The 23,751-nt window shown below is 72.2% G+C and carries 21 protein-coding genes and 1 pseudogene; 15 read left to right on the top strand and 7 right to left on the bottom strand.

Features of this window, described 5'->3' with window-relative positions; genetic code table 11:
- Window positions 1-10 precede the first annotated feature (10 nt).
- Window positions 11-817 carry an alpha/beta fold hydrolase gene (locus ADJ73_RS01275; protein WP_050346755.1) on the top strand — a complete coding sequence of 269 codons (807 nt, stop codon included), beginning with the start codon at window positions 11-13 and terminating at the stop codon, window positions 815-817.
- Here ADJ73_RS01275 and ADJ73_RS01270 read toward each other — a convergent pair.
- The gene (locus ADJ73_RS01270) at window positions 809-1,999 is read right to left on the bottom strand and encodes an MFS transporter (RefSeq protein ID WP_050346754.1); all 1,191 of its coding nucleotides are present in this window, start codon (window positions 1,997-1,999) and stop codon (window positions 809-811) included. The two genes, ADJ73_RS01275 and ADJ73_RS01270, sit on opposite strands and share 9 nt — an antisense overlap.
- Before the next feature lie 73 nt (window positions 2,000-2,072).
- On the opposite strand from ADJ73_RS01270, the gene ADJ73_RS01265 reads away from it, so the two are divergent.
- Window positions 2,073-3,149, top strand: a complete 1,077-nt coding sequence (locus ADJ73_RS01265; protein WP_050346753.1) for a LacI family DNA-binding transcriptional regulator — start codon at window positions 2,073-2,075, stop codon at window positions 3,147-3,149.
- 22 nt (window positions 3,150-3,171) lie between these two features.
- Here ADJ73_RS01265 and ADJ73_RS01260 read toward each other — a convergent pair whose 3' ends face one another.
- Window positions 3,172-3,963, bottom strand: a complete 792-nt coding sequence (locus ADJ73_RS01260) for a hypothetical protein (protein WP_050346752.1) — start codon at window positions 3,961-3,963, stop codon at window positions 3,172-3,174.
- Between the two features lie 80 nt (window positions 3,964-4,043).
- Between ADJ73_RS01260 and mshA the strand changes: the two are divergent.
- The 3 genes and pseudogenes from mshA to ADJ73_RS01245 all read left to right on the top strand — a co-directional run bounded on the left by mshA (window position 4,044) and on the right by ADJ73_RS01245 (window position 6,624).
- Window positions 4,044-5,308: pseudogene (mshA, locus tag ADJ73_RS01255) on the top strand (D-inositol-3-phosphate glycosyltransferase).
- Window positions 5,305-5,871, top strand: coding sequence for a YbjN domain-containing protein (locus tag ADJ73_RS01250; RefSeq protein WP_082176653.1), 567 nt, complete (start codon window positions 5,305-5,307; stop codon window positions 5,869-5,871). The pseudogene mshA and the gene ADJ73_RS01250 overlap by 4 nt, the downstream one beginning before the upstream one ends.
- A gap of 9 nt (window positions 5,872-5,880) precedes the next feature.
- Entirely contained in the window at window positions 5,881-6,624 is a 744-nt protein-coding gene (locus ADJ73_RS01245) for a phosphoglyceromutase (protein ID WP_050346751.1), read from the top strand.
- 97 nt (window positions 6,625-6,721) lie between these two features.
- Here ADJ73_RS01245 and phoU read toward each other — a convergent pair whose 3' ends face one another.
- Complete coding sequence (gene phoU, locus ADJ73_RS01240) at window positions 6,722-7,411, bottom strand: phosphate signaling complex protein PhoU (RefSeq protein WP_050346750.1); 690 nt, start codon at window positions 7,409-7,411, stop codon at window positions 6,722-6,724.
- Window positions 7,412-7,740: 329 nt separating this feature from the next.
- On the opposite strand from phoU, the gene ADJ73_RS01235 reads away from it, so the two are divergent.
- Together ADJ73_RS01235 and ADJ73_RS01230 are read left to right on the top strand one after the other, a co-directional pair.
- Entirely contained in the window at window positions 7,741-8,922 is a 1,182-nt protein-coding gene (locus tag ADJ73_RS01235; protein WP_253272699.1) for a sensor histidine kinase, read from the top strand.
- Between the two features lie 41 nt (window positions 8,923-8,963).
- Window positions 8,964-9,644, top strand: coding sequence for a response regulator transcription factor (locus ADJ73_RS01230; protein WP_050346748.1), 681 nt, complete (start codon window positions 8,964-8,966; stop codon window positions 9,642-9,644).
- A gap of 70 nt (window positions 9,645-9,714) precedes the next feature.
- On the opposite strand, the gene ADJ73_RS01225 is transcribed toward ADJ73_RS01230, so the two are convergent.
- Window positions 9,715-10,356 carry a hypothetical protein gene (locus ADJ73_RS01225; protein ID WP_050346747.1) on the bottom strand — a complete coding sequence of 214 codons (642 nt, stop codon included), beginning with the start codon at window positions 10,354-10,356 and terminating at the stop codon, window positions 9,715-9,717.
- A gap of 374 nt (window positions 10,357-10,730) precedes the next feature.
- On the opposite strand from ADJ73_RS01225, the gene ADJ73_RS01220 reads away from it, so the two are divergent.
- From ADJ73_RS01220 to ispF, 3 genes are all read left to right on the top strand, one after another.
- On the top strand, window positions 10,731-11,213 hold the full coding sequence (locus ADJ73_RS01220; RefSeq protein WP_050346746.1) for a CarD family transcriptional regulator: 483 nt from the start codon (window positions 10,731-10,733) through the stop codon (window positions 11,211-11,213).
- A 150-nt stretch (window positions 11,214-11,363) separates the two neighbouring features.
- A complete protein-coding gene (gene ispD, locus ADJ73_RS01215) occupies window positions 11,364-12,095 on the top strand; it encodes a 2-C-methyl-D-erythritol 4-phosphate cytidylyltransferase (protein ID WP_253272631.1) in 732 nt (243 codons plus the stop codon).
- Complete coding sequence (ispF, locus tag ADJ73_RS01210; RefSeq protein ID WP_050346744.1) at window positions 12,092-12,586, top strand: 2-C-methyl-D-erythritol 2,4-cyclodiphosphate synthase; 495 nt, start codon at window positions 12,092-12,094, stop codon at window positions 12,584-12,586. Before ispD ends, ispF begins: the two co-directional genes overlap by 4 nt.
- A gap of 63 nt (window positions 12,587-12,649) precedes the next feature.
- On the opposite strand, the gene ADJ73_RS01205 is transcribed toward ispF, so the two are convergent.
- Window positions 12,650-14,320, bottom strand: a complete 1,671-nt coding sequence (locus ADJ73_RS01205; RefSeq protein ID WP_050346743.1) for a phospholipase C — start codon at window positions 14,318-14,320, stop codon at window positions 12,650-12,652.
- Between the two features lie 211 nt (window positions 14,321-14,531).
- On the opposite strand from ADJ73_RS01205, the gene cysS reads away from it, so the two are divergent.
- Together cysS and rlmB are read left to right on the top strand one after the other, a co-directional pair.
- Window positions 14,532-15,971: a cysteine--tRNA ligase gene (gene cysS / locus ADJ73_RS01200; protein ID WP_050346742.1), complete on the top strand. Its 1,440-nt coding sequence runs from the start codon at window positions 14,532-14,534 to the stop codon at window positions 15,969-15,971.
- 3 nt (window positions 15,972-15,974) lie between these two features.
- Complete coding sequence (gene rlmB / locus ADJ73_RS01195) at window positions 15,975-16,967, top strand: 23S rRNA (guanosine(2251)-2'-O)-methyltransferase RlmB (protein WP_050346741.1); 993 nt, start codon at window positions 15,975-15,977, stop codon at window positions 16,965-16,967.
- Between the two features lie 49 nt (window positions 16,968-17,016).
- Here the strand turns inward: rlmB and ADJ73_RS01190 are convergent, their stop codons facing one another.
- A complete protein-coding gene (locus tag ADJ73_RS01190; protein ID WP_050346740.1) occupies window positions 17,017-18,261 on the bottom strand; it encodes a DUF4032 domain-containing protein in 1,245 nt (414 codons plus the stop codon).
- A gap of 124 nt (window positions 18,262-18,385) precedes the next feature.
- Window positions 18,386-19,465, bottom strand: a complete 1,080-nt coding sequence (locus ADJ73_RS01185; protein WP_050346739.1) for an ABC transporter ATP-binding protein — start codon at window positions 19,463-19,465, stop codon at window positions 18,386-18,388.
- Window positions 19,466-19,777: 312 nt separating this feature from the next.
- Here ADJ73_RS01185 and ADJ73_RS01180 point away from each other — a divergent pair, with 312 nt between their 5' ends.
- From ADJ73_RS01180 to ADJ73_RS01170, 3 genes are all read left to right on the top strand, one after another.
- Complete coding sequence (locus ADJ73_RS01180; protein ID WP_050346738.1) at window positions 19,778-21,139, top strand: sugar ABC transporter substrate-binding protein; 1,362 nt, start codon at window positions 19,778-19,780, stop codon at window positions 21,137-21,139.
- A gap of 90 nt (window positions 21,140-21,229) precedes the next feature.
- Entirely contained in the window at window positions 21,230-22,765 is a 1,536-nt protein-coding gene (locus tag ADJ73_RS01175) for an ABC transporter permease subunit (protein ID WP_050346737.1), read from the top strand.
- A 166-nt stretch (window positions 22,766-22,931) separates the two neighbouring features.
- A complete protein-coding gene (locus tag ADJ73_RS01170; RefSeq protein WP_253272630.1) occupies window positions 22,932-23,726 on the top strand; it encodes a sugar ABC transporter permease in 795 nt (264 codons plus the stop codon).
- Window positions 23,727-23,751: the final 25 nt, after the last annotated feature.

The raw sequence follows: 23,751 nt of genomic DNA, 5'->3' as shown, positions 1-23,751 counted from the left end.
CCCGGCCGCGATGACCCCCGGGACTCGCTGGGTCGAGGGGCCCGCGGGCCCGCTCGAGGTGCTCACGGCCGGTCGCGGCGAGCCGGGCACGGTCTTCGCCCACGGCGTCGGGGCGGACATCGGGTCGACGCGCCCGTTCGCGTCCGGGGTGCGGGGCGCCCGCACCTTCTTCCACTTCCGCGGTCACGGCGCCTCGGTCCTGCCCGACCTCCCCTGGTCGTATGCCGACCTGGCCGCCGAGCTGCGTGCCGTCGCGGACCACGTCGCCGCCTCCCGCGCCGTGGGCATCAGCATGGGGGCCGGGGCCGTGCTGCGGCTGCTGGCCGAGACGCCGGACCGGTTCGAGCGGGTGGTGCTGGTGCTGCCGGCGACCGTCGACCAGCCCCGCCGCGGCCACGGCGTGGACGAGCTGCAACGGCTCGGGCGCCGGCTCGCCGAGGGGGACGACGCGGCCGCGCTGGAGTTCTTCGAGAGCGACGCCGGGGCAGGGTCGGCCGCTGCCGCGGCGGCCCGGGACTGGGCGAGAGACATGGCGGCCGAGGTCACCGGCGGGCGCCTCCGGCGGGCCGGCCTCGCGCGGGCGCTCACGACGATGCCCGGCCAGGCGCCGCTCGCCGACCCCGAGCCGCTGCGGCAGGTCCGCCGCCCCGTGCTCGTCCTGGGGCAGGACGGTGATGCGGTGCATCCGGCATACGTCGCGCGACACCTGGGTGAGCTGCTGCCCAGGGCGACGGTCCACGTGCTGCCGCCCGGCGGGCTGCTGTGGGCGCACCGGGACGAGGTGCGCCGGCTGGTCGGCGGGTTTCTCTCAGGCTGAGCGCTGCTCGCGGGTCGCGGGCACCAGCACCAGGGCCACGACCGCGAGCGCTCCGACCAGGAGCAGCGAGCGCAGCACCCCGACGTGGTTGCCGAGGAAGCCCAGGAAGGGCGGCCCGGCCAGGAAGGCCAGGTAGCCGATGGTCGACACGACGCTGACGCGGGCGGCCGCGTGGCGCGGGTCGTCCGAGGCGGCGGACATGCCGACGGGGAAGCCCAGGCTGGCCCCGATGCCCCAGATCGCGGCGCCGACGTAGGCCAGCATCGGGTTGCCGAAGACCACCAGCAGCGAGCCGAGGGCGGCCAGCACGAAGAGGCCCCGCAGCACGGGCACGCGACCGTAGCGGTCCAGGGCGCTCGTGCCGACGAGCCGGCCCAGCGTCATGGCGGTCAGGAAGGTCGCGAAGGCGAGCACGCCGGCCCACTGCGGCAGGTGGTGGCCCTCGATGAAGGCCACGGAGACCCAGTCGTTGGCGGTGCCCTCGGTGAGGGCGGCGACGAGGACGACGACCCCGATGAGCAGGGTGCGGCGCTCGGTCCACGCCTTGGCGCTGGACGGGCGGGGCTCGCGCTCCTCGTGGTGCTCCTCGGCCGTGGCGGGCAGGAAGCCGCGCACCGCGAGCCAGCCGATGAGGGGCCACAGCACGGCGACCGTCACGAGGTGCGCCCACACCGGGACGTGCAGGAAGGACAGCCCCGCGGTGAGCAGCGCCATCACGACGGTGCCGCCGCTGAAGCCGGCGTGGAACCACGGCATGATCGCCCGGCCGAGGTGCTGCTCGACGGCGGCGCCCTCGATGTTCATGGCGACGTCCCAGGTGCCGAGGCCGATGCCGAGCAGGGCGAAGCCGGCCGCGGCCAGCAGGTGCAGGTGCAGCAGGTCGGTGGCGATGCCGAGCAGGGCGAGGCCGACGCAGAAGACGGCGAGGCCCCCCATGACGGTCCGTGCGGCCCCGATGCGGCTGGTCACGGCGCCGGCGAGCGGGAGCCCCACCAGCGACCCGATCGATCCGCACATGAGCAGCCCGCCGAGCTGGGCGGGGTCGAGGTCCAGCGCGGCCTTGATCGCCGGGATGCGCGAGGACCAGGTCGCAAAACCCATGCCGTTGACGGCGAAGACGGCGGCCACCGCCCAGGCGGCGCGGCGCGCGGCCAGCTGGTCGACGGGAGCGATGGTGGGCACGGCGGGTCCTCTCGGGCGGGGTGTCAGCGCGGATCGAATCGTTTCGATCGAATCGATTCGATAGTATGTCGACATGGCTGGTCCCCGTCAATCCGTCCCGCGCCGCCCCACGCTCCGTGACGTGGCGACCGCGGCCGGGGTCTCGATCTCGACCGCGTCGCTGGTCTACAGCGGCAAGCAGGGCGTCTCCGACGCGACGGCGGAGCGCGTGCGCGCCGCGGCGGACCAGCTCGGCTACGCCGGGCCCGACCCGCGCGCGTCGTCGCTGCGCCAGGGGCGCTCGGGCGTCGTGGCCGTGCACGTCGAGGGCACCTTGGGCTACGCCTTCCAGGACCCGTATGCCGTCTCCGTGCTCGACGGTCTCGCACAGTCGCTGGACGAGGTGGGCATGGGCATGCTGCTGGTGCCCGAGCCGGCCGGTCGCAGCGAGGACGCCGCCCGGCTGGTCGGGGGGCAGGCGGTCGACGCCGTCGTCTTCGCCCTCTGCGGTCCCACCCGGTCCCCGCTCGTCGAGCAGGTCGCGGCCCGGGGGATCCCCATGGTGGGGACGGGCGCGCCGGTCGACGACCGGGTGGTGCAGCTGCGCGTCGACGACCGCGGCGCCACCCGCCGGCTGCTGGACCACCTGCTCGAGCTCGGCCACGAGCACGTCGCCATGCTCACGATGCCGCTGCACCCCGGCTCGCAGACCGGCCCCATCGACCTCGCCCAGGTCGAGGCGGCGAGCTACCCGGACACCCGGGACCGCGCCCTGGCCTTCGTGGACCGGCTCGGTCCGGACCGTCCCATGGTGCAGTCGGCGAGCCTGTCGATCGACGGGTCCGCCCAGGCGGCCGCGCTGCTGCTCGACGCGGACCCCCGCCCCACCGCCGTGGTCGCGCAGTCGGACCTGCTGGCGGCGGGGGTCATCCGGGCCGCGGCCGACCGTGGCCTGAGGGTCCCCGAGGACCTGAGCGTCGTCGGCTTCGACGGGGTGGAGCTGCCGTGGTTCGACGGGCGGCTGACCACCGTCGAACAGGACGGGCGGGGCAAGGGGCGCCGGCTCGGCGAGCTGGTGCAGCGGCTGCTGGCGGGGGAGGCCGTGACCGACGAGGACCACCCGGTGCGGCTCCGGATCGGCACGACCACCGCGCCGCCCCCGCGCCGCTGAGCGCACCCAGGACCCGACCCGGTCAGCCGGGCCGGACCGCCTGCCACGCCACGGTCAGCTCGCCCAGCCGCCACCGGGCGGGACCGTCGAGCACCGGCCAGCCGGCCCGCCGCAGCTCGGCCGCCGTCGCCACGAACCTCTGCCGCACGCCGTAGCTCGCCAGCGGCGCCTGCCGCGCCCACTCCTCGTCGACCGCCGCCAGCCAGGCGTGCACCCGCTCGCCGGGGACGTTGCGGTGGATCAGCGCCTTGGGCAGCCGCTCGGCGACGACGCCCGGGCGGACGAGCCCGCGCAGGTGCCAGGAGCAGGTCAGCGACAGCGGACCGGTGCGGTCGAGGGCGACCCAGGAGGCGAGCCGGCCGATCTCGTCGCAGGTCCCGTCGACCAGCAGCCCGTCAGGGCTCAGCCGCCCGCACAGCCGCTCCCACGCAGCCGGGACCTCCTCCTCGGGGTATTGCCGCAGCACGTTGAAGGCACGGATCACGGTCGCGTCCCGGCCGTCCAGGGGCACCTCGAAACCCCCGAGCCGAAACCGCAGCCCGGGGTGCTCCAGCGGCCGCCCGAGCGCCACCCGGGACGGCTCGATCTCGATGCCGACGACCGCCACGTCCGGGCGCACCCTCGCGAGGCGCGCGTGGAGCTCGACCGCCGTGACGGGGGAGGCGCCATACCCGAGGTCCACGGCGATCGGCGCGCTCGCGGCGCGCCGCAGCCGCCACGCCTGCGGCCCGGCCAGCCAGCGGTCGCACCGGCGCAACCGGTTGGGGTTGGTGGTGCCCCGGGTCACGGTCCCGATCGGTGCGTTCCTGGCCACCGGGTCAGCGTAGGGGGAATGCCCGGGCGACCTGTCGAGGTTGCCGACCTCAGGCGCCCCTCACCACCACCGGAGGTCTCATGCCCGAGCTGCAGCGGATCGCGATGCTGAGCGTCCACACCTCGCCGCTGGCGACGCCGGGGAGCGGGGACGCCGGGGGCATGAACGTCTACGTCGCCGAGACGGCGCGCCGGCTGGCCCGCCGGGGGGTCGAGGTGGACATCTTCACGCGGGCGACGTCCGGGCGGCTGCCGCTGGTCGTCGAGCTCGACGAGGGGGTGCAGGTGCGGCACGTGACGGCGGGCCCCTTCGAGGGGCTCAGCAAGCTGGACCTGCCCGGGCAGCTGTGCGCCTTCGCCGCCGGGGTGATGCGCACCGAGGCGCACAACCCCGAGGGTCACTACGACCTGATCCACTCCCACTACTGGCTGTCGGGGCAGGTCGGGTGGCTGGCCGCCGAGCGCTGGCAGGTGCCGCTGGTGCACACCATGCACACCATGGCCAAGGTCAAGAACCTCCAGCTGGCCCACGGGGACTCGCCCGAGCCCCCGGGCCGGGAGATCGGGGAGGAGCAGGTGGTGGCCGCCGCCGACCAGCTGGTCGCCAACACCGAGACCGAGCGGCGCGAGCTGGTCGACCTCTACGGCGCCGACCCCCGCCGCGTCGCGGTCGTCCCCCGGGCGTGGACCTGGACACCTTCCACCCGGGCGACCAGGGCGGGGCGCGGCAGCGGCTACGGGCCACCGGCGCGGACCTGCCGGACGACGCGGTGCTGCTGCTCTTCGTCGGACGCATCCAGCCCCTCAAGGCCCCCGACGTCCTGGTCCGCGCCGCCGCCGAGCTGCTGCGCGAGCGCCCGGGTCTGCGGGACCGGTTGCGCGTCGCGGTCCTCGGCGGGGACAGCGCAGGCGGGTATGGCGATCCCGACGCCCTGCCCCGGCTCGCCGCCGAGCTGGGGATCGGCGACCGGATGATCTGGCACCACCAGTCCACCCGCACCGAGCTCGCCGACTGGTTCCGGGCGGCCGACGTCGTCACCGTCCCCAGCCACAACGAGTCCTTTGGGCTGGTCGCGGTCGAGGCCCTCGCGTGCGGCGCCCCGGTGGCGGCGACCCGGGTCGGCGGCCTGCCGACGGCGGTCGGGGACGCCGGCCTGCTCGTCGACGGTCACGACCCGCGAGACTGGGCCCGGGCCATCGCCTCGCTGCTCGACCACGGCGACCCGGGCGGCATACGGGCTCGGGCCGCGAGGCATGCCGAGCGGTTCTCCTGGGAGGCGACCACGGACCGGTTGCTCGCCGTCTACGACGGCGCGATGACCGGCCGACGTAGCCTGGCCTCGTGACCACTGACGCGCACGACGGCCGCCGCCCCAGCCCGCAGCAGGTGCTGCAGGTGGTGCAGGACTTCCTGACCGCCCAGGAGCTCGAGTGGGAGCCCGGCGCCCGCGACGGCGAGGTCGTCGTCACCCTCCCCGGCGAGCGCAAGCTGCGGACCGTGGTCTCGCTGCTCGTGAGCGCGCGGGGGATGTCCAGCAGCGCCTTCGTGATCCGCCACCCCGACGAGGAGCACGAGCGGTTCTACCGCTGGCTGCTGCGGCGCAACCTGCGCCTGGCCGGGTTGGCCTACGCGATCGACGCGTCGGGCGACGTCTACGTCACCGCGCAGGTGCCCCTCGCCGCCGTCGACGACGACTACCTCGACCAGCTGCTCGGGACCGTCCTGCGGGCCGCCGACGAGCCCTTCAACGAGCTGCTGGAGATCGGCTTCCTCACCTCGATCCGCAAGGAGTGGGCGTGGCGGCTGTCCCGGGGCGAGTCCACCCGCAACCTGGACGCCTTCCGCCACATCCTGGACACCGGTCCGCAGGACGAGGCACCGGGTGAGGGCCGCGCGCACGAGGGATAGGGTCGCACCATGACCTACACCCTCATCCTGCTTCGCCACGGCGAGAGCGAGTGGAACGCCAAGAACCTCTTCACCGGCTGGGTCGACGTGGAGCTGTCCGACAAGGGCCGGGCCGAGGCCGCGGCCGGCGGGCGCCAGCTCAAGGACGCGGACCTGCTGCCGGAGATCGTGCACACGTCGCTGCTGCGCCGCGCGATCAACACCGCCAACGCCGCGCTCAACGAGTGCGACCGGCACTGGATCCCGGTCAAGCGGTCCTGGCGCCTCAACGAGCGTCACTACGGCGACCTGCAGGGCAAGGACAAGAAGCAGACCAAGGAGCAGTACGGCGACGAGCAGTTCATGCTGTGGCGCCGCTCCTACGACACCCCGCCGCCGGACATCGCCGACGACAACGAGTTCAGCCAGGCCGGGGACCCGCGCTACGCCGACCTCGGTGACGCGATGCCGAGGACCGAGTGCCTCAAGGACGTCGTGGCCCGGATGGTCCCCTACTGGGAGTCCGACATCGTCCCGGACCTCAAGGACGGCAAGACCGTGCTCGTGGCCGCCCACGGCAACTCGCTGCGTGCCCTGGTCAAGCACCTCGACGGGATCAGCGACGACGACATCGCCGGCCTCAACATCCCGACGGGCATGCCGCTGGTCTACCGCCTCGACGAGTCGCTGCGCCCGACCGTCCCCGGTGGGGAGTACCTCGACCCCGAGGCCGCCAAGGCCGCCGCGGAGGCCGTGGCCAACCAGGGCAAGTGACCTGCGGCCGGTCCGTCACCGGCGCGTATGACGAGAGCCGCCCCTCCCGGTCTCACCGGGCAGAGGCGGCTCTCGTCATGCAGGTCACGAGGCGGGATCAGTCACCGTCGTCGCCGACGTTGACGCCGGGGACCTCGACGCCCTCCTGGGCCCACTCGCCGGTGACGAGGTAGACGACGCGGCGGGACACCGAGACGGCGTGGTCGGCGAACCGCTCGTAGTAGCGGCCGATCAGGGTGATGTCGACGGCGGCCTGGATGCCGTGGCCCCAGTGGCCGCCCAGCAGGTGCTCGAAGACCTGGCGGTGCAGGGCGTCCATCGTGTCGTCCTCGGCCTCGAGGGCCACGGCCGCCTGGACGTCCTTGCCGGCGATGATCGAGCCGGTCTGGGCGACGATCTTCTCGGCCGCGTGACCCATCTCGGTGATGGTGCCGCGCAGCTCGGCCGGGACCGCGGAGTCGGGGTAGCGCAGCCGCGCGACCTTGGCGACGTGACGGGCCAGGTCGCCCATCCGCTCCAGGTCGGCGCTCATGCGCATCGCCGTGACGACCATGCGCAGGTCGGTGGCCACCGGCTGCTGACGGGCGAGCAGGTCGATGGCCGTGTCGTCGAGCTCGCGGCGGATGGCGTCGATGGCCTCGTCGGCCTCGATGACGGACTCCGCCAGCGCGAGGTCGGCGTCCAGGAGGGCGTGGGTGGCGCGGCTGATGGCCGAGCCGGTGAGGCGGGACATCTCGACCAGCCTGTCGGAGATCTTGTCGAGGTCCTCGTGGAACGCGTCGCGCATGGATTCCTCTCGCTGCTTCTCATGTCGTCGGCGCAGTCCAGGACGGCTGCGCGACTCATCGTAGTGGGGGGCCGTGGCGGTCGCACCGGTGGCGTCGGTGCGGGGGCTGACGGGTTGTCGTGGCGCCCTGCGGGGCTCAGGCGCCAGGGAAGCCCAGCCGAGCGTCCCAGCGGTGCATGAACGAGTCGCAGACCGCGGGTGAACTCTTGGCGATCACAGGGTGTGGTCGAGGCCTGCTGCAGCGTGACGACGGGCGTCCGGGCCTGCGCGCCGGGGTCGCGCGCCGCGGACCGGTCGACGGCGTGCGTATCCTCGACCGCGTGGAACCCATGGTCATGCTGGTCAGCGCTGCCCTGGCGGGTGTGCTGGCCGGAGGGGCCGTGGTCGCGTCCTGGTCACTGCGCCGCCGCCCCAGGAAGAGACCCGTCGAGATGGCCTCAGCCCCCAGCCCCAGCGCTGACGACGACGGCGAGCTGCAGCCGGGCGTCGAGGACGTCCTCGCCGTGCTGCGCTCGATCGGGATCGTGCTCGACGAGTCCGACGCGGTCATGCGCTCCACGCAGCCCGCGATCCAGCACGGTCTGGTCCGGGAGGGCGAGCTGGTCCACCGGGACCTGGTCGAGCTGGCCCGCCAGGTGCGGTCCAGCGGGGAGATCCGCGAGGCCGAGCTCGACCTGCCGCGGGGACCGCTCGGCCGGGGCCGGATGGTCGTGCACGTGCGCGCGGCCCGGCTGTCCACCGGGCACGTCCTGCTCCTGGTCGAGGACCGCACCCACGCGAGTCGGGTGGACGAGGTGCGCCGCGACTTCGTCGCCAACGTCTCCCACGAGCTCAAGACCCCGGTGGGCGGCCTGGTGCTGCTGGCCGAGGCGATCCAGGACGCGGCGGACGACCCCGAGGCGGTGGAGCGCTTCGCCGGGCGGATGATCATCGAGGCGGAGCGCCTGACGCTGCTCGTCAAGGAGATCGTGGACCTGTCGCGGCTGCAGGTGGCGGACACCCTGACCGAGCCGGTGCCCGTGGACGTCTCGGGCGCCGCGGCGGATGCCGCGGACCGGTGCCAGCTCGTCGCCGAGGGCAAGGGCATCACGATCGAGGTCACCCCCTGCGAGGGCGCCGTGATCTTCGGCGACCGCGAGCTGCTCACCACGGCGATCCGCAACCTCGTCGACAACGCCGTCGCCTACTCCGGCGAGGGGACCCCCGTGCGCGTCGTCGTGTCGCGCACCCGAGAGCTCGTGGACGTCGTGGTCAGCGACCTCGGGTCGGGCATCCCGGCCGACGAGCAGGACCGGGTGTTCGAGCGCTTCTACCGGGTCGACCCGGCCCGCTCGCGCTCGACCGGCGGCACGGGGCTCGGGCTGTCCATCGTCAAGCACGTCGTGGCCAACCACGGCGGCGAGGTGCGCCTGTGGAGCCGGGAGGGTCAGGGGTCGACGTTCACCCTGTCCTTCCCGGCGGCGGGTCTCGCCGATCTGGCGGCCGGCGCCGGCCCGCAGACGGCATCCTAGGTACGAGCGACGCCCGTCCCGGGCGCAGGAAGGTAGTGAGCATGACCCGCATCCTGGTGGTGGAGGACGAGGAGTCGATCTCCGACCCGTTGTCCTACCTGCTGCGCAAGGAGGGCTACGACGTCGCCGTGGCGGCGACCGGCCCCGAGGCGCTCTCGGAGTTCGAGCGCTCCGGCAGCGACCTGGTGCTGCTGGACCTCATGCTCCCCGGCCTGTCCGGCGTCGACGTGTGCCGCTCGATCCGGCAGCGCTCCTCGGTGCCGATCATCATGCTGACGGCCAAGGACAGCGAGATCGACAAGGTGGTCGGGCTGGAGATCGGCGCCGACGACTACGTCACCAAGCCCTACTCCGGCCGGGAGCTGCTGGCCCGCATCAAGGCGGTGCTGCGCCGGATGAGCGAGCCCGACGAGCTCGTGCCCTCCACCCTGGAGATCGGGCCGGTGCGGATGGACGTGGAGCGGCATACGGTCAATGTCCAGGGCACGCCGATCGCGTTGCCGCTCAAGGAGTTCGAGCTGCTGGAGATGCTGCTGCGCAACGCCGGGCGGGTGCTCACCCGGATGCAGCTCATCGACCGGGTCTGGGGCAGCGACTACGTCGGCGACACCAAGACCCTGGACGTCCACATCAAGCGGCTGCGCGCCAAGATCGAGCCGGACCCCGGCAACCCCGTCCATATCGTCACCGTGCGCGGGCTGGGCTACAAGTTCGAGATGTGACGGGGACGGCGAGGGCCCGGGAGTTCTCCCGGGCCCTCGCCGTGCGCAGGTCGTGTGCCGTATGCCGGCGTCAGCCCGCCGTGGTCGTCGGCGAGGCCGACGGGGTGGCGGAGCCCGAGGAGGACCCGGTGGTGGGGGAGGCGCTCGAGGTGGCCGTGCCGCTGGGGGTGGCCGTGCCGCTCGGCGTCGCGGCGCCGCTGGTCGCGCCCGCGGTCGGCGTCATGGTCGCGTAGGGACCGACCGGCGCCAGCACCGGCACGAGGGGGGACTGCTGACCCGCCGACGGGGAGGACACGACGATGTTGGTCATGGTGCCCGGCTTGCCGGGGACCTTGGGCAGCGAGAGGTGCTCGTGGCTCAGCGTGACCGCCTGGCCCGGCTTGACGGTCGTGGTCACCGGGGTGCCACCGTCGGGCAGCGCGAAGGACACCTGGGCGTCCTGCTGGCCCTGGTTCACCACGAGGCCGTCCAGCATGCCCGGCTTGCCCTCGCCCTCGGCCACGACCAGCAGGTTGCGGACCTTGACCTGGTCGAGGCTCAGCTCCACGCCGTCCGACGGGGCATAGCTGGTGTCCGTCTGCTGCGGGGACAGCTTGTTGCAGGCGGCCAGGCTCGTGGCGGTCAGGGCCACGGCGGCCAGGGTCAGGGCGGAGCGGGAGACCGACGTGGCGCGGGCGGCAGCGCGCGTCGGGATGGAGTCGTCGCGGGTCACGGCGACACCTTATCGCCTCGGCCCCCGGGCGGCCCGGTTCGCGGCGGTCGGCCGGTCGGTCAGCCGGCCGGGCGGTCGGGCGGGCGGTCGGTCGGGCGGGCGGTCGGTCGGTCAGGCGATCGGCCTGGACCGGCTCCCCGCCGGCGGAGCACGTCATTGGTCCAGGAGCCGCGGCAGGCGGTGCAGGGGGTGGGGCAGCGGCGGTGCCCGCGCGCGTAGCGCCCGATCGGGCGTCCGTCAACCCCTGTTTGAACGATCCCCAGTTTGCGCAAAGCGGAGCAGGTGTGCCTCTGACCTGCACAAACGCATCGCTCCGGACTTCTGCGTGCAGGCTGGGCGTGGTAGGATGGTGGTCGCGAAAGGGGCTTGACTACATGGCGTTCAAGGTCGGAGAAACGGTCGTCTACCCGCATCACGGGGCGGCACTCATCGAAGAGATCAACACCCGCACGATCAAGGGTGTGGACAAGATCTACCTGAAGCTCAAGGTGTCCCAGGGGGACCTCACCATCGAGGTCCCCGCCGAGAACTGCGACCTCGTCGGGGTCCGCGACGTGGTCGGCCAGGAGGGCCTGGACCGCGTGTTCGAGGTGCTGCGGGCCCAGTGCGCGGAGGAGCCGACCAACTGGTCGCGCCGCTACAAGGCCAACTTGGAGAAGCTCGCGTCCGGCGACGTCATCAAGGTCGCCGAGGTCGTGCGTGACCTGTGGCGCCGGGACAAGGACCGCGGCCTGTCCGCCGGCGAGAAGCGCATGCTGGCCAAGGCCCGCCAGATCCTGGTCTCCGAGCTGGCCCTGGCGGAGAAGACCGACGAGACCAAGGCCGAGTCGATCCTCGACGAGGTCCTCGCCTCCTGAGCCCCGCGCTCACCCTGTCCTCGAGGCCCGCACCCTGACCGGGTGCGGGCCTCTCCGCGTGCCCGCACACCACGACCGCGACTCGACCGGGCCACGACCGCGCCATGACCGCGCCATGACCTGGCGGCGTCCCGCGCTACTGTGACGCCCGTGAGCGTCGCCGTCATCATCGTGGCCGCCGGCACCGGGACCCGGCTCGGCGCCGGGATGCCCAAGGCCCTGGTGGAGGTGGCCGGCCGCACGATCCTCGAGCACAGCCTCACGACGGCGCTGGCCGTGCGCGACCTGGGTGAGGTCGTGGTGGTCGCCCCGGGCAGCCACCTGGACGCCGTCTCCGAGCTCGTCGACCGGCAGCGGCCGGCCGTCCCCGTCACGGTGGTGGCGGGGGGCGCGGACCGCACCGCCTCCGTCGCGTCCGGGCTCGCCGCCCTCGGTGACGCGCTCGAGCGCGACGACGCCGCCCCCGCCGAGCCCGAGCAGGTGGTCCTGGTCCACGACGCCGCGCGCTGCTTCACCCCCGTCGAGGTCTTCGACCGGGTCGCCGACGCGGTCCGGGACGGCTGGGTCGCCGTGGTGCCGGGCCTGCCGGTCGTCGACACCGTCAAGGTCGTCGATGCGCGGGGCGTCGTGCAGTCGACGCCGGCGCGGGAGGCGCTGCGGGCCGTGCAGACGCCGCAGGGGTTCCTGCGCAGCGAGCTCGAGGCCGCCCATGCCGGCGGCACCTCCGCCACCGACGACGCGGCTCTGCTGGAGGCGCTCGGGCACCGGGTGCTCGTCGTCGACGGCGACCCCGCGGCGTTCAAGGTGACGCTGCCCGCCGACCTCGACCGCGCCCACCGCCACCACGCCGACCTGGTCCGCACCCCGCAGGAGACCGTATGACGCCCCCCGTCCTGCCCCGCGTGGGGATCGGCACCGACACCCACGCCTTCGCCGAGCCGGGGTCCGGGCGCGAGCTGTGGCTGGCCGGGCTGCGCTGGGAGGGGGAGGTGGGGCTCGAGGGGCACTCGGACGCCGACGTCGTGGCCCACGCCGCGTGCAACGCCCTCTTCTCCGCGGCGGGCCTCGGCGACCTGGGGGCGCACTTCGGGACCGACCGACCGCAGTGGGCCGGAGCCTCGGGCGCCTCCCTGCTCGCGGAGGCCTGCCGGATCGTGGGCGAGGCCGGGTGGGAGATCGGCAACGTCGCGGTGCAGGTCGTCGGCAACCGCCCGCGCATCGGGCGTCGCCGCGCGGAGGCCGAGGCCCGGATGAGCGAGGTGGTCGGCGCTCCCGTGTCGATCAGCGGCGCCACCACCGACGGCCTGGGCTTCCCGGGCCGCGGGGACGGGCTGACCGGGATCGCGACCGCGCTGGTCTACCGGGTGGGGTGAGACGGCGGCGCCCGCCGCCCGCGGTGATCCGCGGGACGGCGGGCGCTGCGGCATACGGGCTGGTCAGTGGCGGCCAGGCCCGCCGGGGCGGCTCTTGCCCGCGGCGATCGCGGGGCCGAGGTTGTTGACCATGCCGTCGCGCGTGCCCACGGGCGCCAGGCCGAAGCTGTCCTCGATGGTCGCGAGGATCGACGTGGTGTCGTAGACCGTGTGGTCGACCGAGGACTTCTTCATGGCCGAGGAGATCGCCAGGGCCGGGATCCGGGTCCCCGGGCCCCACGCGTCGTAGGCGCCGCGGGTCGACGAGCCCTTGCCGGGAGGCGCCACGTGGTCCCACTGGCCGCCGAACTCGTCGTAGGTGACCAGGACGAGGGTGTTCTTGCCCTCCGGCCCCTCGGTCGCGGCCTTGATCAGCTCGACGAGGTGGTTGGAGCCGTAGTGCTCGGAGGCGTAGCCAGGGTGCTCGTTCTCCGCGCCGTAGGGCTTGACGAAGGACACCGCGGGCAGCGTCCCGGCCTTGGCGGCGGCGAAGAACTTCGTCTCGTCCTGCAGCTTGTCGCGGTCCTTGCCGCCGGGCGCGGTGTTGGCGAAGTAGGCGAACGGCTGGTGGTGGAACTGGAAGAGCGGGCCCGGCTTCCCGGCCGCCGCGTCGTCCCAGCCGCCGGCGTACCAGCTCCAGGTGATCCCCTTGGAGTCGAGGCGGTCCCCGATGTTGGGGTACTTCGCGTTGTCGATCAGCGGCATCCGCGCGCCGTTGCCGTAGGGCGCGGCGCCGGGCTGGGTGGTGTTGACCGCGAGGTTGCCGCAGGCCCGCAGGTAGTCCGCCGGGTTGCCGTCGCCGCAGCGGACGGTCAGCTGGCCGTCCTTGAGGTCGGTGGCCGCCGCGGGCGAGCGGTACTGCGCGTAGGAGGTCGGCATGCCGTTGGCGTCGATCTTGGAGTTGGCCGCGCCCATCGCACCGGCCGAGGTGTCCTCCGGCGCGCGCCCCGCCACGAGGTACTGGTGGTTGAGGAAGGACCCACCGAAGGCGCCCTGGAAGAAGTGGTCCATCACCACGTAGTTGGGGGCCTCGTGGGAGTGGAGGTACTTGTAGATGGCCAGGTCACGGGTGTCGTAGGTGCCCATGGTGAGCCCCAGCGCGTCCGAGCCCTGGACGTAGCGGTCCTGGCGGCCGCCGTTGATCTGGAACTGCTCCTGGTAGAACCGGTGCACCAGGTCCTCGGTGCAGCCGCCGGTCAGGCCCTGCCCCTTGAGCACGCCGTGCGGCGCGTAGACCCCGGCCGGGGCGCAGGTGGTGTCGTCCTTGCGGATGTAGTCGGTGACCTGGAAGGGCCGGTTGTCGAAGGCGCTGGCGGTGATGCCGTGGCCGGGGTCCTGCCGCAGGTTGGGCAGCGGCGGGGAGGTGAGGTTGACGTCGTTCTGGGGGAGCGCGGTGAAGGGCTTGCCGTCCTGCCCGACCTGGGTGCGGGTGCTCGCGGAAGCCTGCCGCAGCCCCTCGACCTGCTTGCCGCCGACCTTGCCCCAGGAGCCGTAGATGTTGTCGAACGAGTGGTTCTCCTGGTAGATCACCACGAGGTGCTGGTAGCCGCCCAGGATGGTCTGCTGCTGGGTGGGGGAGGGCTTGCCGTGCCCCTTGCCGCGCGGACCGTCGTGGTCGTGGGCTGCGGCCGTGGTGGAGCCAGCCAGGGCGATGGCGATCGCCGCGCTGGCGCCGAGGGTCAGTGAACGCTTCATGACGTTCCTCGTTGCTCGGTGGGGAGCCTGGTGCTCCTCAGCGCAGATCGTCCTCCCTGGACCGGCCCGGTGGCGCCTCGTGCAGCGAATACCAGGGGACGCCCAGGTGAACAATCGTTTACCTCGTCACGCCGGGTCCACCACCGCCCGACGACCCGTCGCGCACCGTCACCGGCGGGGCGGCGGGTGCCGGTCGCCTAGGATTGGGTGGGTGAGCCTCCATCTCTACGACACCGCCGCGCGCGAGCTGCGCGAGTTCCACCCGCTGCGCGAGGGCCAGGTCGGCATCTACATCTGCGGGCTCACCACGCAGGGCGCCCCCCACATCGGGCACGTCCGCTTCGCCGTCGCCTTCGACATCCTGCGCCGGTGGCTGACGGCCGGGCACGGCTACGACGTCACCCTGGTGCGCAACGTCACCGACATCGACGACAAGATCCTGCGCAAGGCCGCGGACCACGACACCGAGTGGTGGGCCTGGAGCTACACGCACGAACGCGAGACCTCGGCGGCCCTGGAGCTGCTGGGGGTGCTGCCCGCCACCTACGAGCCGCGCGCCACCGGCCACATCCCCGAGATGGTCCAGCTCATGGACACCCTCGTGGACAAGGGGCACGCCTACGCCGCGCCCGACGCCAGCGGTGACGTCTACTTCGACGTGCGGTCGTGGCCGGCATACGGCGAGCTGACCCACCAGTCGATCGACGACATGGAGGCCGCCGAGGACGCCGACCCGCGCGGCAAGCGCGACCCGCGCGACTTCGCCCTGTGGAAGGGCTGGAAGTCCGGCGAGCCCGTCACCGCGAGCTGGCCCACGCCGTACGGCGCCGGCCGCCCCGGCTGGCACCTCGAGTGCTCGGCGATGGCCCGCAAGTACCTCGGCGACGAGTTCGACATCCACGGCGGCGGCGTCGACCTGCGCTTCCCCCACCACGAGAACGAGCAGGCCCAGTCCCGCGCGGCCGGCCTGGGGTTCGCGCGCTACTGGATGCACAACGCCTGGGTCACCGTGCAGGGCGAGAAGATGTCCAAGTCCCTCGGCAACTCCCTGGTCGTGACCGAGATCGCCCGGCAGACCCGGCCGCTGGCGCTGCGCTACTACCTCGGGGCCGCGCACTACCGCTCGACCATCGAGTTCCACGAGGGCTCGCTGCGCGAGGCCGAGGCCGCGGTCGAGCGGATCGAGGGCTTCCTGCGACGAGCCCTCGAGGACCGTATGCCGCCCGCCGCGCTCCCCGAGGCCTTCCCCGACGCCTTCCGCGAGGCGATGGACGACGACCTGGGGGTCTCCGGGGCGCTCGCCGTCGTCCATGACACTGTCCGCGCCGGCAACACCGCGCTCGACGACGGCGACCGTGCGCTCGCCCGCGAGCTGGCCGCGCAGGTCGTCGCGATGACCGACGTGCTCGGCATCAACCCCCTCGACCCGCAGTGGGACTCGTCCGCCGGCGCGTCCGACGTGGCGCGCGGCGCGCTCGACGTGCTCGTGGCGGCCCAGCTCGAGCGGCGCGCCGCGGCCCGCAAGGAGCGGGACTTCGCGACCGCCGACGCGATCCGCGACGACCTCGCGGCCGCGGGCATCACCGTCGAGGACTCCCCGTCCGGGGCGCGCTGGTCCCTGGCGCACCCCACCACCAACCCCGAGGACTGACCCATGGCAGGCAACTCCCAGCGTCGCGGCGCCGTCCGCAAGGGCGCCTCCCGCAAGGGCGCGAGCGTCGGCAGCGGCGGTCAGCGCCGCCGCTCCCTGGAGGGCAAGGGCCCCACGCCCAAGGCCGAGGAGCGCCCCAACCACAAGGCCTACAAGGCCGTCCAGCGCGCCGCGAGGTCCGCCGGCACCGGGGGCGGCTCGCGGCCCACCGGGCAGCGCGGCGGGGACCGAGGCGGCCGCCGCACCCGCTCGTCCACCGAGGTGGTCGCCGGCCGCAACTCGGTGGTCGAGGCGCTGCGGGCCGACATCCCCGCGTCCACCCTCTACGTCGCGAGCCGGATCGACTCCGACGACCGGGTGCGGGAGGCGCTGCGGCTCGCCACCGAGCGCGGCATCGCGCTGCTCGAGACCCCGCGCGGCGAGCTGGACCGGCTCACCGACGGCGCCGTGCACCAGGGGCTGGCGCTGCAGGTGCCGCCCTACGACTACGCGCACCCCTCCGAGCTCGTCGACCCGCAGAGCGTGGGCATCCCCCTCGTGGTGGCGCTTGACGGCATCACCGACCCCCGCAACCTCGGGGCGATCATTCGCTCCGTGGGTGCCTTCGGCGGTCACGGCGTCGTGGTGCCCGAGCGTCGCAGCGCCGGCATGACCGCGGCGGCCTGGAAGACCTCCGCGGGTGCCGCCTCCCGGGTGCCTGTCGCGCAGGCCACCAACCTCACCCGCACGCTGCAGGACTTCCGCAAGGACGGCTACTTCGTCATCGGCCTGGACATGGACGGAGACGTCGAGCTGCCGGACCTGGACCTGGCCGACCAGCCGCTCGTCGTCGTCGTGGGCTCCGAGGGCAAGGGCCTGTCCCGGCTCGTCGGCGAGCAGTGCGACCAGATCGTCTCGATCCCGATGGCGTCGGGCACCGAGTCCCTCAACGCCGGGATCGCCACCGGGGTGACGTTGTACGAGATCGCCCGGCAGCGGGGGACCGGCCGCCGCTGAGCGGCTGCCGCTGAGGGGCCTGCTGCTGGGGCCTGCTGGGGGCCCGCGATCAGCTGGGCATGGCCACGATCGGCATCTCGACGGTGTCGACGCCGACGACGGTCTCCTCGCGCGGCTTCTCCGGCAGGATCCGCAGGATGTAGTCGGCGAGGCTCTGCCCGAGCGGCGTGTCGTGGCCGCTGCGCTCCGAGAGGTACCACCGGTGCTCGAGGATCTCGTGGAAGAGCTCGGCGGGCTCGAGCTTGCCCCGCAGGTCGTCCGGGATCGCGCGGGTCACCGGCAGGTAGACCTCGTTGAGCCAGCGCGTGGCGGTGATCGCCTCGTCCTCGCCCTGCACGTCGGTGGCGGCGCGGTAGGCGTCGAGGTCGTTGAGCAGCCGGCGGGCCTGGTTCTCCTCGACGTCGAGGCCGGTGAGGCGCAGCAGCCGGCGCGAGTGGTGACCGGCGTCGACGACCTTGGGCTGGATGCGCAAGGTGGTGCCGTCGACGTCGGTGGAGATCGCCAGCTCGTCGACGTCGAAGCCCAGCTCGTTGAGCCGCCGGATCCGCTCGTCCACCCGCCAGCGCTCCCCGACGGTGAAGGTCTCCAGCCCGGTCAGCTCCTGCCACAGCGCGCGGTACCGCTCCATGATCTGGTTGGACACGTCGATCGGGTCGTTGCCCTCCGGCAGCAGCCCGCCCGCCTCGAGGTCCATGAGCTCGCCGGCGATGTTGACCCGGGCGATGTCCAGGTCGTGCTCGCGCTGGCCGTCGGACAGCCGGTCGCGCAGCTCACCGGTCTCGGCGTCCACGACGTAGGCCGCGAACGCCCCCGCGTCGCGCCGGAACAGCGTGTTGGACAGCGACACGTCACCCCACCAGAAGCCCTGCAGGTGGAGCCGCACCAGCAGCACGGCCAGGGCGTCGATGAGGCGGGTCGCGGTGTCGGGCCGCAGCGTCTGGCTGAACAACGCGCGGAACGGCAGGGAGTAGTGCAGGTGGTGCGTGAGCAGGCAGGAGTCCAGCGGCTCGCCGTCGGACCCCACCCGCCCGCTCACCACGCCGTAGGGCCGCACGCACGGGATCGCGAGCCGGTTGAGGGCGCGGAGCATGTGGTACTCCCGCCGGGCGATCTCGTCCTTGATCTCCTTGATCGCGATCACGCCCGCCGGGACGCGGACGAACCGGACGATGTGCCGGGAGATGCCGCGGGGGAGGGCGGCCAGCTGGGACTCGGGCCAGTCCTCCAGCGGCGTGCTCCAGGGCAGGTCCAGCAGGGCCGGGTCCGGGTTGGCCGCAGTGATCTCGAGCGCCATCCGTCCATGGTGACAGACCCCGGCGGCGCAGCGCGGGATCCCAGGACGGTCGTATGACGCAGCGGCGGCCACCCCCCGGGGAACGAGCTCGGAGTGGGGTGGCCGCCGCCGGCGCTGCTCGACCTCAGTCGTTGAGGCGCAGCCCGCTCTCGGCGTCGAACACGTGGATGTGGTCGGCCTTGGGCTTGAAGAAGACGCTCTCGCCCTTCATCGGGGGGCGGCGACCGTCGACGCGGGCGATGATCTGGCCCGAGCCGTGGGCGTCGTCGGTGGAGCCGTAGACGTAGGCGTCGGCGCCCAGCTCCTCCACGACGTCGACGGTGACGGGCAGGCCCTGGCCGTCGTCGGCGAGCTCGAGGTCCTCGGGGCGCACGCCCATGATGACCCGGCGACCGGCGTCGCTGAGGGCGTCGCGCGGCACCGGCGTGGTGTGGTGGCCGAGGCGGACGCCACCGTCGGTGACCGGCACCTCCATGATGTTCATCGCGGGGGAGCCGATGAATCCGGCGACGAAGACGTTGTCGGGGTGGTCGTACATCCGGCGCGGGGAGTCGCACTGCTGCAGGATGCCGTCCTTGAGCACCGCGACGCGGTCGCCCATCGTCATGGCCTCGACCTGGTCGTGGGTGACGTAGACGGTGGTGACCCCGAGGCGACGCTGCAGCGACGCGATCTGGGTGCGGGTCTGCACGCGGAGCTTGGCGTCGAGGTTGGACAGCGGCTCGTCCATGAGGAAGACCTGCGGGTTGCGGACGATGGCGCGGCCCATGGCGACACGCTGCCGCTGACCACCGGAGAGGGCCTTGGGCTTGCGCTCGAGGTACTGCTCCAGGTCGAGGATCTTGGCGGCCTCCTCGACGCGCTTGCGGATCTCGCCCTTGTCGACGCCGGCGATCTTGAGCGCGAAGCCCATGTTGTCGGCGACGCTCATGTGGGGGTAGAGCGCGTAGTTCTGGAAGACCATCGCGACGTCGCGGTCCTTGGGGGACAGGTTGGTGACGTCGCGGTCGCCGATCCAGATCTTGCCGCCGTTGACCTCCTCGAGGCCCGCGAGCATGCGCAGGGAGGTGGACTTGCCGCAGCCGGAGGGACCGACGAGGACCAGGAATTCCCCGTCCTCGATGTCGATGTTGAGCCGGTCCACGCTGGGCTTGTCGTTGCCCGGGTAGAGCCGGGTGGCGTTGTCGTACTTGACCGTTGCCATGGGGTGCCTTTCCTTCACCGGCAGGAACGTGCCGGACGATCCGTCGTAAAGGGTGACCCGGGGCCGGGAGACCACGGGCGGCGACTCCGTGCCGTGCGAGGCGGACGTCGTTGTCGCTGGGAGGAAGTATGCAACACGTTGCACGCCCTGGGGACGTTGCCCCGGGTCAAACGCGTCACGCCGGGGGCGTTGCGATCGTTCAACGCGCCAGTGGCGAGGAGATCGATGCAACTTCTTGCAATCGCGGACGCGGTGTTGCAAGATTTTGCGCAGACTCGCGGAGCCGCGAGGTTCACCATCAAGGGAGATGACATGCACAAGCGTGCGTTTGGGCCGGTCGCCGTCGTGGGTGCCGCCGCCCTCCTCATGACCGCCTGCGGTGGCGGCAGCAGCACCACGACGACCACGAGCGCCACGACGTCCGCCGGCTCGAGCGGCTCGAGCGGGTCCTCCAGCGCCGCCGCGTCCGACACCTCGACGGCCGCCGCCCCCGCCACCTCGACCAGCACCGGCGCCCCCGTCCGCGACGCCAACGCCGACCTGGTCATCTGGTGCGACTCGACGCACGGCCCGGCCCTGAAGAAGATCGCGGACAAGTTCGCGGCCGACCAGGGCATGAAGGTCGTCGTCCAGACCACCCCCGACACCGAGACCCGCCAGCAGTTCGGCGACGCCACCAAGGTCGGCAAGGGTCCGGACATCGTCGTCGGCGCGCACGACTGGCTGGGCGAGTTCGTCCAGAACGGCGTCGTCGCGCCCGTCCCGCTGGACGCCGCGATCGCCGCGAAGTTCCAGCCCTCCACCGTCGCGGCCGTGAAGTTCAACGGCCAGAACTACGGCATCCCCTACGCCGTCGAGAACCTCGGCCTGGTCTACAACAAGGACATGGTGCCGACCCCGCCCAAGACGCTCGACGAGCTGGTCAAGCAGGGCCAGGACCTGGTCAAGGCCGGCAAGGCCAAGCAGGTCCTCGCGCTCAACGTCAGCAAGAAGGGCAACCCGTACATGGCGTACCCCTTCTTCTCCGCCTTCGGCGGTGGCGTCTTCGGGCAGAAGGCCAACGGCGACTACAACAAGGACGAGGTCATCGTCAACAACGCCGGGTCCGTCAAGGCCGGTGAGCTCCTCGCCAAGCTCGGCAAGGACAAGGTCATCTCCACCAACGTGGACGACACCAACGTCGACCAGCTCTTCGGCTCCAAGGCCGCGCCGTTCCTGGTGGGTGGCCCCTGGAGCATCCCGCCCGCCAAGAAGGCCGGCGTCAACTACGGCATCGCGCCGCTGCCCACCGTCGAGGGCGGGGGCCGGATGACGCCCTTCCTCGGCGTGCAGATGTTCTTCCTGTCCTCCAAGGCCAAGAACACCCAGATCGCCCAGGAGTTCCTCACCAACTACGCCACCACCTCGGAGGCGCAGGAGGCGCTCTTCGCGGAGGGCCAGCGTCCCCCGGCCCTGAAGGAGGCCTATGACAAGGTCTCCGCCTCCAACCCCGACATGAAGGCGTGGTTCGAGGCCGGCCAGGGCGGCAAGCCCATGCCCAACATCCCGGCCATGAACGCCGTGTGGGGCCCGTGGGGCCAGGCCGAGGCTGACATCGTCAGCGGCGCCGCCCAGCCCAAGGCCCGGCTCGACGCCGCCGCCAAGGAGATCCAGGCCGCGATCGCCAAGGGCTGAGCCCCGGCGTGAGCACCTGACGTCGGCCCGGCCCGGAGCGATCCGGGCTGGGCCGACCCCGCTCGCATCCCCACCCCCGAGGACCTGTCGATGAAGACCGTGTACCTGGCCATCAAGTGGCTGCTCGTCGCAGCGGCGCTGGCCGTCTGCTTCTGGCTCGCGACCCAGCTCGCGACCCAGGGCTACGCCCTCGCCGTCGCGGTCGTCGCCTTCGTGGCGATGGCCATCCTGCTCATCTACTCGACCCGACGCTTCGTCCCCATGAAGTACCTCTTCCCGGGGATCCTGGCGCTCATCGGGTTGCAGATCTGGCCCATGGTCTTCACCGTGTCCATGGCCTTCACCAACTACGGCAACGGCCACCTCGGCACCAAGCAGGAGTCGGTCCAGTCGATCGTGGCCAACTCGGTGCAGCAGGTCCCGGGCGCCCCGAAGTACAAGGCGTCGATCGCCGTCCCGAGCGGGGCGGACGTCGCCACCGGGGAGCTGCACATGCTGCTCGCGGACCCGACGACCAAGAAGGTCTACGACGGCACCACCAAGGAGCTGAAGGACCTCGACCCCGGCAAGGTCACCCAGTCCTCCGTCGGCAAGATCACCGCCGCTGAGGGCTTCACGGTCCTCAAGCCGCGCGAGGTCAACGCGCGCAGCAAGGACCTCGGCACCTTCGCGGTCCCCACCCAGGACGGCGGCGGGATCAAGCTGCTCGGCCTGTCCGAGGCCTTCGTCGGCAAGGCGGCGGTCATCTACGACGCCGGCAAGGACCAGCTGACCGACACCAAGACCAACAAGACGTATGTCGCCAAGGACGGCCGCTGGGTCGCGACCGACGGCTCGGGGGCGTTCTCGCAGGGGTGGAAGGAGAACGTCGGGCTCAAGAACTTCCAGACGATCTTCAGCGACCCCAACATCCGCGGGAAGTTCCTCGGCATCTTCGTCTGGAACGTCTTCTTCGCGGCGGCGACCGTGGTGCTGACCTTCCTGCTGGGCATGCTGATCGCGCTGCTCTTCAACACCCCCAACCTGCGGTTCAAGGGGCTCTACCGGTCGCTGCTGATCCTGCCCTACGCCATCCCGTCGTTCGTCACGGCGCTGCTGTGGCGGGGCATGTTCAACCAGGACTACGGCCTGATCAACACGGTCCTGCACCTCGGGGTCGACTGGTTGGGCAACGACTGGGCGGCCCGCGCGGCGCTCATCATCACCAACCTGTGGCTGGGCTTCCCCTACATGTTCCTCGTGTGCACCGGCGCGCTGCAGTCGATCCCCGGGGACGTCAAGGAAGCCGCGAAGATCGACGGCGCCAACGGCGTCCAGACCCTGGTGCGCATCACGATGCCGCTGCTGCTCGTCGCGGTCGGGCCGCTGCTGATCGCGTCATACGGCTTCAACTTCAACAACTTCTCCCTGGTCTACCTGCTCACCGAGGGCGGGCCGTTCAACAGCGGCAACTCCCAGATGGGCGCGACGGACCTGCTGATCACCTACGCCTACCGGGTCGCGTTCGCCGGTGAGGCTCCCAACTACGGTCTGGCAGCGGCGGTCTCGGTCGTCATCTTCGCGCTCGTCGCGGTGATGAGCCTGCCCGGCTTCCGGGCGACCAAGGCGCTCGAGGAGGTCAACTGATGTCGATGATCGATCCCGCCCACGGCGCTCCCGCGGCCGGCAGCGCCGCCGGGCGCCTGCAGGCGGCCCTGCCCCCGAGGAGCAGCAGCAGCTCACCAAGCCCCGCAGCGGCGGTGCCCAGGAGGGCAGCCACTGGTGGCGTCACGCGCTGGGGATCATCGCCCTGGTGTGGGCGCTGTTCCCCATCATGTTCCTGGTCTCCGCCGCGCTGAACCCCTCGGGCCAGCTGGCGACGTCGTCGCTGCTGCCCACGGCGTTCTCGACCGACAACTTCGCGGCGCTGGCCCAGGACCCGGGCCGGCCCTACTGGAGCTGGTATAAGAACTCCCTGATCATCTGCCTGGTCGGCTCGCTGCTGTCGATGTTCATCGCGGCGCTGGCGGCGTACGCCTTCTCGCGGCTGCGGTTCGCGGGGCGTCGGGTGGGCCTGCTGTCGCTGCTGCTGCTGCAGCTCTTCCCCGCGATCCTGGCGCTGGTGGCCATGTACATCACCTTCGCGAAGGTGGGGGACATCGTCCCGGCGTTCGGGCTCAACACGACGATGGGTCTGATCCTCGCCTACATGGGCGGGGCGATGGGCTCCAACGTGTGGCTGCTCAAGGGCTACTTCGACACCATCCCCAAGGAGATGGACGAGGCCGCCATCGTCGACGGGGCCAGCCACGCGCGGATCTTCTTCACGATGACGCTGCGGCTGGTCGGCCCGATCCTGGTGACGGTCTTCATGCTGTCCTTCGTCGGCCTCTTCGGAGAGTTCATGCTGGCCAGCGTCTTCCTGAAGGATGTCGACCAGCAGACCCTCGGGGTGGGGCTGTGGTCGCTGTCCAAGGGTCGTGACGCCAACGAGCGGTTCGGCTTCTTCGCGGCCGGATCCCTGCTGTGCTCGCTGCCGGTGATGCTGCTCTACCTGGCCTTCCAGAAGCAGCTCGTCGGCGGCCTCACCCAGGGGTCGGTCAAGTAACCAGCTCCGCGGGCGGGGGGCGACC

The organism is Arsenicicoccus sp. oral taxon 190 (assembly GCF_001189535.1).
GTDB lineage: Bacteria > Actinomycetota > Actinomycetes > Actinomycetales > Dermatophilaceae > Arsenicicoccus.
This window is presented reverse-complemented; position numbering and strand designations above follow the sequence as displayed.